12 protein-coding genes are annotated in these 12,557 nt (G+C 61.2%); 9 read left to right on the top strand and 3 right to left on the bottom strand.

Annotated features, from left to right (window positions below):
* The 3 genes from CSV86_RS30260 to CSV86_RS30250 all read right to left on the bottom strand — a co-directional run bounded on the left by CSV86_RS30260 (position 1) and on the right by CSV86_RS30250 (position 3,718).
* Positions 1-978 carry an AraC family transcriptional regulator gene (locus tag CSV86_RS30260; protein ID WP_009394847.1) on the bottom strand — a complete coding sequence of 326 codons (978 nt, stop codon included), beginning with the start codon at positions 976-978 and terminating at the stop codon, positions 1-3.
* 445 nt (positions 979-1,423) lie between these two features.
* Positions 1,424-2,701 carry an ISL3 family transposase gene (locus CSV86_RS30255; RefSeq protein WP_000610830.1) on the bottom strand — a complete coding sequence of 426 codons (1,278 nt, stop codon included), beginning with the start codon at positions 2,699-2,701 and terminating at the stop codon, positions 1,424-1,426.
* 12 nt (positions 2,702-2,713) lie between these two features.
* A complete protein-coding gene (locus tag CSV86_RS30250; protein ID WP_040363373.1) occupies positions 2,714-3,718 on the bottom strand; it encodes a permease in 1,005 nt (334 codons plus the stop codon).
* A 141-nt stretch (positions 3,719-3,859) separates the two neighbouring features.
* Here CSV86_RS30250 and CSV86_RS30245 point away from each other — a divergent pair, with 141 nt between their 5' ends.
* From CSV86_RS30245 to CSV86_RS30205, 9 genes are all read left to right on the top strand, one after another.
* On the top strand, positions 3,860-4,174 hold the full coding sequence (locus tag CSV86_RS30245; RefSeq protein WP_000349485.1) for an ArsR/SmtB family transcription factor: 315 nt from the start codon (positions 3,860-3,862) through the stop codon (positions 4,172-4,174).
* Between the two features lie 400 nt (positions 4,175-4,574).
* Complete coding sequence (locus CSV86_RS30240) at positions 4,575-5,813, top strand: OprD family porin (RefSeq protein ID WP_009394352.1); 1,239 nt, start codon at positions 4,575-4,577, stop codon at positions 5,811-5,813.
* 119 nt (positions 5,814-5,932) lie between these two features.
* Positions 5,933-6,739 (top strand): NAD-dependent epimerase/dehydratase family protein, encoded by an 807-nt coding sequence (locus CSV86_RS30235; RefSeq protein ID WP_009394351.1) that lies wholly within the window; start codon positions 5,933-5,935, stop codon positions 6,737-6,739.
* A 25-nt stretch (positions 6,740-6,764) separates the two neighbouring features.
* A complete protein-coding gene (locus CSV86_RS30230; RefSeq protein WP_009394350.1) occupies positions 6,765-7,646 on the top strand; it encodes a glucurono-1,5-lactonase in 882 nt (293 codons plus the stop codon).
* Between the two features lie 67 nt (positions 7,647-7,713).
* Positions 7,714-8,679, top strand: coding sequence for a TRAP transporter substrate-binding protein (locus tag CSV86_RS30225; protein WP_009394349.1), 966 nt, complete (start codon positions 7,714-7,716; stop codon positions 8,677-8,679).
* Positions 8,680-8,739: 60 nt separating this feature from the next.
* On the top strand, positions 8,740-9,267 hold the full coding sequence (locus CSV86_RS30220; RefSeq protein WP_009394348.1) for a TRAP transporter small permease: 528 nt from the start codon (positions 8,740-8,742) through the stop codon (positions 9,265-9,267).
* Positions 9,268-10,548, top strand: coding sequence for a TRAP transporter large permease (locus tag CSV86_RS30215; RefSeq protein WP_009394346.1), 1,281 nt, complete (start codon positions 9,268-9,270; stop codon positions 10,546-10,548).
* Positions 10,549-10,608: 60 nt separating this feature from the next.
* On the top strand, positions 10,609-11,532 hold the full coding sequence (locus CSV86_RS30210) for an EamA family transporter (RefSeq protein ID WP_009394344.1): 924 nt from the start codon (positions 10,609-10,611) through the stop codon (positions 11,530-11,532).
* A 25-nt stretch (positions 11,533-11,557) separates the two neighbouring features.
* A complete protein-coding gene (locus CSV86_RS30205; RefSeq protein ID WP_009394343.1) occupies positions 11,558-12,421 on the top strand; it encodes an aldose 1-epimerase in 864 nt (287 codons plus the stop codon).
* The last annotated feature ends 136 nt before the right edge of the window (positions 12,422-12,557 follow it).

The following is a 12,557-nucleotide window of genomic DNA, read 5'->3' as shown; positions in this document are numbered from 1 at the left end:
TCAAGACCCGTCGCGCAGGTCGGCCGGACTGATGCCGTAGGCGTTCTGGAAGTACTGGCAGAAGCGGCCGACATTGCTGAAGCCCAAGGCCAGCGAGATTTCGCTTACCGAGCGGGAGGGATCCTGCGTCAAGGCGTCATGGGCCCGTTGCAGGCGCACCTGGCGCTGATAGGACACTATCGAGGTACCTACGAAACGACGGAAGCCGTCCTGCAACGCACGCAGGCTGATATTGCTGAGTTCGGCCAGTTCGCTGCCGCTGGGCAAGGCGTCGGGATGGGCCTGGATGTAGTCCATGGCCTGTCGCACATGGCGCGGGGCGATCAGCGCTTGCGGGCGTTTCAGTTCGTCGCTGTAGGTGTGCGGCCAGACTTCCAGCACCGAGTCCACCAGCATTTCCTGCAGCCGGCCGGGCATCAGCGAACTGGCGGTCATCAGTTGGTCGAACGCGTTGCCGGTAGCCATGCCGACGATGGCCTTGATGCCCTGGAAGGCGTCCGCAGCCAGATCCACCATGGAGTGGAAACGAATGGGCCGGAGAATGGGCTTGCCCAGCAGGACCGACAGGCGACGGGCGAAGATCGAGCGGCGGATGGACATGCCGTACTGGGAATGGCCGTCGATGAAGTTCACTGACTTGACGGCGGATTTCTCCACTGCAAGGCCGATCCGGGACGTGCCGACGATCTCGCTGGAATGGCTGAACACGATGCGTCCTGCGGTGGGAAAAACGAAGGTGATCTCGTCCTCGGCGTCGGGCAGGCCGGTGAGCAGGTCGCCGCGAAAGCTCAGGTTGCGCACGCTCACACCGTTATAGCGACCGTAGACCCCGGCAATGGCGACCTGCCGGTCCGGGCGCGGCATGCCGGCGTACAGATCGCCGAACATGCGCGTGAACAGGGCGCCGAAATCGTCGCTGCTCATGTTGTCGGAGCGAATCATGAAGGACTGGCGAGGGCTGGCTGGGTCCGGATGCATTGTTGGTCTTCGGCGGCTTCCTGGGGGAACAGCAGGATAGGGACGGGGGTTACAGCCTGATGATCGTGCCCGCTACTGTCGCTCATGGAAAAAATGACTCTTTGATTTGCAGGGAGCTTGTGGGAGCGGGTTCACCCGCGATTGCATCAGTGAGCTCACCATAGCAATCGCGGGTAAACCCCCACACAGGGCCGAGGTCAATTCGCGGGTTGTCATCGTATGTCTTTGCCTGCTGCTCAACCCGCGCAGTAGAGCCCCTTTCTCCAGATCTGCCTCATAAATTCACAGCCAATCGCCAACTCCGCTCTTGGTTGAGCGTTGACACCCCATCGCGGCCTTGCTAATAATTCGTCATGTTGTACGACAACACACAACAAAAACTAAAAAGGGTATACGGATTTAATGGTTGATGGGGCACCTTTACCCCACCAACCTGATACCATTATCAGATGGTTGATAGATCGACTCCGTAGTTGAGTTCCTCTGCGAAGTCCGGCAGTCCGTAACCGATGGTTTTCTTGTAGAAAGGAGAGACCTTCGCAGTCGGTGCCTTCTTCTTGTGCTTCGTGGTGTAGAGCATTCGTGCCCGCATCACCTCGAAGGAGTAACCGCGCCCTTCACGGTTCTTGTCCTTGGCCAGTCGGTTGATGGACTCCGTGTAAGCGTTGGTGACGGGCATGTCCGTCTCGAAGTAGGTCATGGTCTCTTCGCGCCAGTTTCCCACTGCCCTGACCAGATCGCTCCAGACTTCCTTTTGGCCCTTCGGGATGGTGGCTATCCACTCGTCCAGGGCGGCTTCTGCCTGGAGCCGTGTGGTGGCGTCCCAGATGCCGTAGAAGCGCTCCTTGTGCTCGTAGGCGGCCAGCAGTTGCGGGAACGCGCCTGTCCAGGTCTCCATGATGAGGCGCTCCCGGTCTGAGACTTCGTGAGCGCGTTTCAGCAGGATTTTCCGGTCTCCCTTGAGAGTCCGGCTCTGGGACGGTTTCAGCTCCTTTCTGAGGCCCTTGCGCACTCTCTCTAGGGCATCGTTGGCCATGCGCACCACATGGAACTTATCGACCACGATACGGGCCTGGGGCAGCACAGCCTTGACCGCTGCCCGGTAGGGGTTCCACATGTCCATGCTGACGATCTCGACCTTCTGCCGGTCTTTCAGCTTCATCAGGTAGTTGGTCACCACGTCCTGGCGGCGGGTGGCCAGCAGGTCGAGCAGGGTTCGCTCCTCAATGTTGGTCAGAATGCAGCGGTAGCGCTTGTTCAGGTATAGCTCGTCAATGCCCAGGATGCGGGGCGTCTCGAAGCGGTGCCAGCGCCCCAGGAACTCGGCGCGGGCGTTGAAGATGTCGCGCACCGTCTTCTCGTCCAGGCCGGTCTGTGCCGCCACAAAGGTGTAGGGGTGGTTGAAGGATTCCTTCTCCACGTACTCATGCAGCCGCAGTGTCATACGGAATCCGTCCACCATCTCCGGTAGCTGGGGCCTGAATGTTGTCTTGCAGGCCCGGCAGGTGTATCGGCGGCGGACCACCCAGAGAGTGACCCGCTTGCCGTGGATGGGCAGATCACGATAGGGAACGTCACGCTTGCCGAACCGCACGAACTCACCCTGCACGCCGCACCCCTCGCAGGCTACTGGTGTAGGTGCTTCAAGCCGAAAATGTATGTCTTCATTCTGCTCATCAGAATCCACCAACTGGTACCCAGGAAGGCTTAACGAATTAATCATCTCCCGCCTTGATCAGAAAAACAGGTAGGTGGCGTAACCGGCAATCATCGCCATAGCAAAAATGACTGCTAAAAACGCCGCTAAAAGCTTCAGCGTGAACAAAGAGCGCAACAGAATGAGCTCAGTCAGGCTGGCTCCGGCACTGCCGATGATCAACGCTAGCACCGTCCCGGCACCCACGCCTTTGGCCATCAGAGCCGCTGCCAGAGGTATGACGGCTTCAGCGCGAATATACAACGGCACGCCGATGACAGCGGCAACTGGAATGGCAAAGGGATTATCTGGGCCTGCATACTGCTCCAATAAGTCAGTGGGCATGAAACCATAGATCACGCTGCCAATCGCAATACCGATGAGCAGGTAAGGCAACACATCGATAAAGTCCGACCAAGCTTCCCGCCACACACCACTGTACTTCCCTTCTTTCTTAACCGTGACAGTGGGTTGACTGTCACAGCATTCGCTAGACGTAGAGACTGTTGTCTTCCTATCAGCCCCGCAAGAAGCCGTCTTCGGAGTGGTGTCGCAGCTGTTGGTGCCGCAACTCGATGCGGTCGATGTAGCACTGCACGGGCTTGCTGATGAACTACATCCACTGCTCTCTTGTGTCGCCGTCCGGCGCACATAACGCTCGAAGCCAAGCGTGTGAAGCAGCCATCCGGCACCTACCGCGACCACCAAAGCGGCGAGCACATAGATAGCAGTAAGTGTCCATCCAAACGTGGCAACCAGCAGGCCGACGACGATAGGATTCAGCAACGGAGATGAGAAAAGAAACACCATCATCGGCCCAAAACCGGCCCGTGCCCGAATCAACCCTTTCAACATGGGGATAGTCGAGCAACTACAGAAGGGCGTTATAGCTCCTAAACCAGCAGCAAGAAAATAGCCTCGCTTCCCACTGGAAGTCAGTAACGCTTCCACCTTGGATGGTGGGATGTGACGTTGAAGAACTCCGACCAGCAAGCTAATGCCAATGAATAAAACCGATAGCTCGATAGCGAGAAAGGCGAACATGCCTAGAGCGTCTTGGAGTTGAGATGACATTCAATATTACTCCTATATTTCTAGTATTGTCGAAATGATGTACGCAGCCTACTTGCGTTTATCCGACCTGTCAACTATAATTCTAGAAACATCGAATTATTGGGGCGTGCTATGGATCACGAAAAGGTTGCAGCCAGCTTAGCTGAGCTAGGGAATAGTCACCGACTGTCCGTGTTCCGCTTTCTGGTCAAAGCTGGCCATGATGGGGCTTCGGTCGGAGATATCCAGAAGGGGCTGGGTATTCCTGCTTCGACGCTATCACATCACCTTGCGCGCATGGCCAAGGTAGGGCTGATCCGGCAGGAGAAACATAGCCGCACGATTGTCTGTATACCCGAGTATGGGCACCTAGAGAATTTGATCGGTTTCTTACAAGAGGAATGTTGTGCAGGTGTCCGGATTGCGCATGAACCAGAACCGCTTTGACGCTTGCCCAGCTCTCGCTGTCCTCCCTAGTCAGCATCGCTATGAAGACTCAGGCGAAGGTGGAAACAGAAAATTGGCAGTAGAGTAGGCTGAAGAGGATCAATCAGATAATCCGCTGAGAAAGATTTTCTTCTTTACATCTTTGGCATTTTATCAACCAGAAATTCCGGATACCCACTAAAAACAGTGAACCCGCCCATGTCGACATCACCTTCGCCTTCTCAGCGCACCTCCCCTCTTGCGGTTTCCCCGGCCAGCCCTTTCGGTTCGCCGCGTTTCGTCGTGGGCAACTGACCCGCGCGAACCCCAGGTTCCACCCCACGCCACCCGCCCCATGCCGCAGGTCGCCGATGCGCGCCCGGAAGGGCGGACTGCCACACCCTCAGGGAGCACAACAATAATGAAAATCCGCCACACCCTTCCGTTCACCCTGCTCGGCACCGGCCTGCTCGCCAGCCTGCCGATGACCGGCAGCGCCGCCGGTTTCATCGATGATTCCAAGGCCACCCTCGGCCTGCGCAACTTCTACATCAACCGCAATTTCACCAATCCGAGCAACCCGCAAAGCAAGGCGGAGGAGTGGACCCAGAGCTTCATCCTCGACGCCCGCTCGGGCTTTACCGAGGGCACCGTGGGTTTCGGCGCGGATGTGCTGGGGCTGTGGTCGGTGAAGCTCGATGGCGGTGGCGGTACCTACGGCACTGCGCTGTTGCCGCGACATGACGACGGACGTCCGGCTGACGATTACGGGCGCCTGGCAGTGGCCGGGAAGATGCGCATCTCCAAAACCGAGCTGAAGGTCGGCGAGTGGATGCCGGTATTGCCGATCCTGCGCTCCGACGACGGTCGCTCCCTGCCGCAGACCTTCCGCGGCGGCCAGGTCACCTCCAACGAGATCGCCGGCCTGACCCTCTACGGCGGCCAGTTCCGCGGCAACAGCCCGCGCAACGACGCGAGCATGGACGACATGAGCTACGGCGGCGGGGTGTCGGACCGCTTCAACTTCGTTGGCGGCGAGTACAAGTTCAACCAGGACCGTACCCTGTTCGGCCTGTGGAATGCGGTGCTCAAGGATGTCTACGAGCAGCAGTACCTGCAGGTGAGCCACCTGCAGCCTGTCGGTGACTGGACCCTCGGTGCCAACCTCGGCTATTTCCACGGCGACGACGATGGCGCCGCCCGCGCCGGCAAGCTGGACAACAAGACCTACTCGGGCATGTTCTCCGCCAAATATGGCAGCAGCACCTTCTGGCTTGGCCTGCAGCGGGTCGATGGCAATACCTGGATGCGGGTCAACGGCACCAGCGGCGGCACCCTGGCCAACGACAGCTACAACTCCAGCTTCGACAATTCGGAAGAACGTTCCTGGCAGGTCCGCCATGACTTCAACTTCGCCGGTGTCGGCATTCCGGGCCTGACCCTGATGAACCGCTATATCAGCGGCAAGGATGTGCACACCGGGGCGATCACCGATGGCAAGGAATGGGTAAGGGAGTCGGAACTGGCCTACGTAATCCAGAGCGGAACCTTCAAGAACCTCAGCATTCGCTGGCGTAACTCCAGTATCCGTCGCGATTACAGCAACAACGAATTCGACGAGAACCGGTTGATCTTCAACTATCCGCTGTCGCTGCTGTGATCGAAGCGGGGGTCGCGCGGCGATCCCCGCAACCAGGCGTTGACAGGCAGGCGGATCGCTGTCGATAATCGCCAAAGTCATACGACAACCTACAACAAATCAGACAACAAGGGCCGGCCATGACCACCATTCCCTTCAAACGCCTGCTGCTCACCGGAGCCGCAGGCGGCCTGGGCAAGATCCTCCGTGAGCGCCTGCAAGGCTTTACCGAGGTGCTGCGCCTTTCCGATATCAGCCCCATGGCTCCCGCCGCAGGCCCCCATGAAGAGGTAGTGACCTGCGACCTCGCCGACAAGGCGGCGGTACATGCGCTGGTCGAAGGTGTCGATGCCATCATCCATTTCGGCGGCGTGTCCACCGAGCATTCCTTCGAAGAGATCCTCGGCCCCAACATCTGCGGTGTGTTCCACATCTACGAGGCGGCCCGCAAGCACGGGGTGAAGCGGGTGATCTTCGCCAGCTCCAACCACACCATCGGTTTCTATCGCCAGGACGAGCGTATCGACGCCCGTTCCCCGCGTCGTCCAGACAGCTACTACGGCCTGTCCAAGTGCTATGGCGAAGACGTCGCCAGCTTCTACTTCGATCGCTACGGCATCGAGACCGTCAGCATCCGCATCGGCTCCTCCTTCGACCAGCCACAGAACCCGCGCATGCTCTGCACCTGGCTGAGCTACGACGACCTGACCCAACTGATCCAGCGCGGCCTGACTACCCCCGACGTCGGCCACACCATCGTCTTCGGTGCATCCGACAACCGCACCGTATGGTGGGACAACCGCTACGCCGAGCATCTCGGTTACGTGCCCAAGGACACCTCCGAAGTCTTCCGCGCCCAGGTGGAGGCCCAGCCGGCGCCGCCGGCCGATGATCCCTCGATGGTCTATCAGGGCGGCGCTTTCGTCGCGGCCGGACCGTTCAACTGATCCCGCGCGCCAGGAGGCTTGGCCCATGAAATGCGAACTGATCGTCGACGCCCGCAACGGCACCGGTGAAAGCCCGGTGTGGCACGCGGCCGAGCAGGCCCTGTATTGGGCCGACATCCCCGCCCGGCAGCTCCATCGCTGGAGCGCGGCGGATGGCACGCACCGGGTCTGGCAGGGCGAGGAAATGCTCGCCTGCATCGCCCGTAGTGGCGACGGTTGGGTGGCCGGCATGGAAAGCGGCATCTTCCAGATCACTACCAGCGCTGAAGGGCGCCTCGACAGCCGCCAGCTCAGCCCGGTGCAGCATGCCCGCAACGGCATGCGTTTCAACGATGGGCGTTGCGACCGCCAGGGGCGTTTCTGGGCCGGCACCATGCTCATGGACGTGCAGCAGGGTGCTGCCGTCGGCGCGCTGTACCGGCACGACGGCGAAGGCCGCCTGCATCGCCAGCTCGAGGGCATGCTGGTGCCCAACGGCCTTGCCTTCAGCCCGGACGGCCGGCGCATGTACCTGTCGGACTCGCACCCGAGCGTGCAGACGGTCTGGGTCTTCGACTACGACATCGACACGGCCACGCCGCACAACCGCCGGGTTTTCGTCGATATGCACGAGCATCCCGGCCGCCCGGACGGCGCCGCCATCGACCAGGACGGCTGCTACTGGATCTGCGGCAACGATGCCGGATTGATCCACCGCTTCACCCCTGACGGCCGTCTCGACCGTTCGTTGCCCGTGCCGGTGAAAAAACCGGCGATGTGCGCCTTCGGTGGCGCCAACCTCGACACCCTGTTCGTCACCTCGATCCGCCCGGCGGGCATCGACCTCGCCGACCAGCCCCTGGCTGGCGGTGTGTTCGCTCTTGATCCCGGCAGCAAAGGCCTGGAGGAACCCGCCGCGCGCTATTAAACGCTACACCGCACGACCTGCCGTCATACAAGCCAAACCGGATAACAACAAAACACGGAGCTTCACCATGACTTTCAAACGCAAGCTGCTTCTTGCCGCGCTTCCCTTCGCCTTCTCTGCGTCCGCCTTCGCCCTGGATATCAAGTTCGCCGACGTGCACCCGGCCGGTTACCCGACCGTGGTCGCCGAACAGAACATGGGCAAGAAACTCGAAGAGGCCACCAATGGCGAAATCACCTTCAAGATGTTCGCCGGCGGCGTACTGGGCTCCGAGAAGGAAGTGATCGAGCAGGCGCAGATCGGCGCCGTGCAGATGGCCCGGGTCAGCCTTGGCATCGTCGGTCCGGTGGTGCCGGACGTGAACGTGTTCAACATGCCGTTCGTGTTCCGTGACCATGAGCATATGCGCAAGGTCATCGATGGCGAGATCGGCCAGGAAATCCTCGACAAGATCACCAACTCCGAATTCAACCTGGTCGCCCTGGCCTGGATGGATGGCGGCACCCGCAGCCTGTACACCAAGAAGCCGGTGCGTTCGCTGGAAGACCTCAAGGGCATGAAGATCCGCGTGCAGGGCAACCCGCTGTTCCTCGACATGATGAATGCCATGGGCGGCAACGGTATCGCCATGGACACCGGGGAAATCTTCAGCGCCCTGCAGACCGGGGTGATCGACGGCGCCGAGAACAATCCGCCGACCTTGCTTGAGCACAACCACTACCAGAACGCCAAGTACTTCACCCAGACCGCCCACCTGATCCTGCCGGAGCCGGTGGTGATGTCCAAGACCACCTGGAACAAGCTGACTGCGGACCAGCAGGCACTGGTCAAGAAGGTCGCACGCGAGGCGCAGTTCGAAGAGCGCGCGCTGTGGGACGCCAAGTCCGCTGCCAGCGAAGAGAAGCTCAAGGCTGCCGGCGTCGAGTTCATCGTCGTCGACAAGAAGCCGTTCTATGACGCCACCGCTTCGGTCCGCGAGAAATACGGCGCGCAGTACGCCGACCTGATGAAGCGTATCGACGCTGTCGAGTAATCCCTCCCACATCGACCCTGGTCGTGCGGCCCGTGCCGCGCGGCCGCTTTGGTGATGCCTATGAAAACGCTTTTCCTGCGCCTGAACGACGTGCTCTACCGCGCCTGCATCTGGGTCGCCGGCCTGTCGATCCTGGCCATGTCGTTGATCATCCCCTGGGGTATTTTCGCCCGCTACGTGCTGGGCACCGGCTCCAGTTGGCCGGAGCCGGTATCGATCCTGCTGATGGTGCTGTTCACCTTCGTCGGCGCCGCCGCCAGCTACCGCGCAGGCGCGCACATGGCGGTGAACATGATCACCGATCGCCTCGCCCCATTGCCGCGGCGCCTGGTTGGTGTGCTGGTGCAGGTGCTGATGGTCCTGGTCTGCCTGTTCATGACCTGGTACGGCTTCAAGCTGTGCGTCACCACCTGGAACCAGTACCTGGCGACGCTGCCGAGCATACGGGTAGGCATGACCTATGCGCCGATTCCCGTCGGTGGCCTGCTGACCCTGAGCTTCGTGCTGGAAAAACTCATGCTGGGCGACCAAAGCCATCGCAAGGTGGTGCGCTTCGACCTGGTGGAAGAAAACGAAGGAGCTGCATAAATGGATGCCTTCATTCTTTTGGGCAGCTTCATCCTGCTCATCCTCATCGGCATGCCGGTGGCCTATGCCCTGGGCCTGGCGGCGCTGATCGGCGCCTGGTGGATCGACATCCCGCTGCAGGCGATGATGATCCAGGTGGCCAGCGGGGTGAACAAATTCTCGCTGCTGGCGATTCCGTTCTTTGTCCTGGCCGGCGCGATCATGGCCGAGGGCGGCATGTCCCGGCGCCTGGTGGCCTTCGCCGGGGTGCTGGTGGGCTTCGTGCGTGGCGGGCTGTCGCTGGTCAACATCATGGCTTCGACCTTCTTCGGGGCGATTTCCGGTTCGTCGGTTGCCGATACCGCGTCGGTGGGCTCGGTGCTGATTCCCGAAATGGAACGCAAGGGCTATCCGCGCGAGTTCTCCACCGCGGTCACCGTCAGCGGCTCGGTGCAGGCATTGCTGACGCCGCCCAGCCATAACTCGGTGCTCTACTCGCTGGCGGCGGGCGGCACGGTGTCGATCGCCTCGCTGTTCATGGCCGGGGTGATGCCGGGGCTGCTGCTCAGCGCGGTGATGATGGGCCTGTGCCTGCTCTTCGCGAAAAAGCGCAACTACCCCAAGGGCGAGGTGATCCCGCTGCGCCAGGCACTGAAGATCGCTGGCGAGGCGCTCTGGGGCCTGATGGCCATGGTCATCATCCTCGGCGGGATTCTCTCGGGCGTATTCACCGCGACCGAGTCGGCGGCGGTGGCGGTGGTCTGGTCGTTCTTCGTGACCATGTTCATCTACCGCGACTACAAATGGCGCGACCTGCCCAAGCTGATGCACCGCACGGTGCGGACCATCTCCATCGTGATGATCCTGATCGGTTTCGCGGCCAGCTTCGGCTATGTCATGACCCTGATGCAGATCCCGTCGAAGATCACCACGGCGTTCCTGACCCTGTCGGATAACCGCTACGTGATCCTGATGTGCATCAACTTCATGTTGCTGCTGCTGGGCACGGTGATGGACATGGCGCCGCTGATCCTGATCCTGACGCCGATCCTGTTGCCGGTGATCAACGGCATCGGTGTCGACCCGGTGCACTTCGGCATGATCATGCTGGTCAACCTCGGCATCGGCCTGATCACGCCGCCGGTAGGCGCGGTGCTGTTCGTCGGCTCGGCCATCGGCAAGGTCTCGATCGAGTCCACGGTCAAGGCGCTGCTGCCGTTCTACCTGGCGCTGTTCATGGTGCTGATGGCGGTGACCTACATCCCTGCAATCTCTCTCTGGCTGCCCAGCGTCGTGCTGTAAGCGGTCATTTGGGCGGGCCGGTACTGGCCCGCCTTTTTTTTTCGCATATGGATTTCGCACATGGCTGTTCCTTCCGCTGCACCCGGGCTGTTTCCGCGCAAGCTGGCGATCGCGCTCTTGGCGTTGCTGGCCTGTTCCTTCGCCGGCAACCATATCGCCGCGCGCTTCGCTTTCGATGACGGCACCGGGGTGTTGCTGGCGATTCTTTGTCGATCCGGGATTACCTTGCTGGTGCTCGCCGGATTGCTCGCTTGGCAGCGTCAGCCATTGGGGCTGCCGGCCGGAGCGTTGCGTTGGCAATTGCTGCTGGGCTTGCTGATCGCGACCCAGAGTCTCTGTCTATATTCGGCCGTGGCGCGGATCCCCGTGGCCCTTGCCTTGTTGGTGGGTAATACCTTTCCGATGCTGCTTGCGCTGTTGACCTGGGCGCTGGGTGGGCCGCGTCCGACGGGGCGTAACGTGCTGTTCATGGGTCTGATTCTCTGCGGGCTGGTCCTGGCCCTGGATGTACCGGCGCGGCTGCTCGACAGGGGTGAGGCCAATCCGCACTGGACCCTCGGCGTAAGCCTGGCCTTCGGCGCGGCCTGTGCCTTTGCCTGCGCACTGTGGATAACCGATCACAAGCTGGCCGCCATGCGCGGGCCGGTGCGCAGCCTGCTGACCTTGGTCATCGTCTTCTCCAGCATGCTGCTCGCCGGGATGAGCGGGGTGATGCCCAGCGGTTTGTCGGCACCGGGCACGACGGGAGGCTGGCTGGCGCTGGCGAGCCTGGTGGTGCTCTACGGCATCGCCTTCACCTTGCTGTTCGTCTGCGTACCGCGGCTGAACATGGCGCAGAACGCGCCGGTGATGAATATCGAACCCATCGCCACCATGCTGCTGGGCTGGGCCTTGCTCGACCAGCAACTGAGTGGCCTGCAATTGCTCGGCGGCGCGGTGGTGGTGGGCGGCATCGTCCTGCTGACCTGGCGCAAGAGTGGCTGAGCCTCTTTATCCACAGGAGCCTTCGATGGCCTTGAGCGAGCTGTATCTGCAAGACCGCCTGACCCGGCTCAGCATTGCCCCGGGGCTGGGCGGCAGCCTGGTCAACTGGGAAGTGAAGGCGACCGGGGAGGCGCTGTTGCGCCACGCCGATGACCAAGCGAAAGCCGCTGGCACGCCGCGCCGACTGGGTTGCTACCCGCTGTTGCCCTGGTCCAACCGTATCGCCGAAGGCGGCTTCGAACGCCCGGATGGCTGGCAGGTGCTGGCGCCGAATACCGACCACGATCCCTACCCGATCCACGGCAGCGCCTGGCAACAGGCCTGGCAGGTGGATCATCACAGTGAGCGGCGGGCGCGGCTGACCCTCGATAGCAAATGGCCCTTTGCCTACCAGGCGACCCTGGATGTGCATCTGCACGAGGGTTGCCTGAACCTGGATCTGCACGTGACCCACCTGGATGAACAGGCCAACTGGTATGGACTGGGGTTGCATCCGTATTTTCCGCGCTATCCGCAGACCCGCTTGCTGGCGCCGGCGCGGAGCGTTTGGCTGGGGGAGGAAGGACGACTGCCTTGGTTCGAGGCAGAGATTCCCGAGGACTGGCGCTTCTCCGAACTGGCCGGGTTGCCAGCGCGGCAGGTGGATCATGCCTTTAGTGGCTGGGCCGGTGAGTGCGTGATCGAACAGCCGGGGTATCGGCTGGAATGCCGGGCTACCGGGGCGGACTACTTCCTGCTGTTCTGTCCCGAGGACAAGCCGTTTTTCTGTGTCGAGCCGGTGAGTCATCCGGTGAATGCCCATCATTTGCCGGGGCGGCCGGGGTTACGGTTGCTGGAGCAGGGGGAGGAGGCGAGTCTGGGGTTCAGGTTGCAGTATCTGCCTGCTTGACCTGGACCTCTGTAGTGAATTGACCACCGCAATCGCTGGCAAGCCAGCTCCCACAGGTTACGCGATCCCTGTGGGAGCTGGCTTGCCAGCGATTGCGGTGGTAGGTCCACCCAATAAAAAGGACCGCAAGTGCGGT

This window comes from Pseudomonas bharatica CSV86 (assembly GCF_000319305.2).
Taxonomy (GTDB): Bacteria; Pseudomonadota; Gammaproteobacteria; order Pseudomonadales; family Pseudomonadaceae; genus Aquipseudomonas; species Aquipseudomonas bharatica.
Note: the sequence above shows the minus strand (reverse complement) of the source record. Positions and strands in the feature narration are given on the sequence as shown.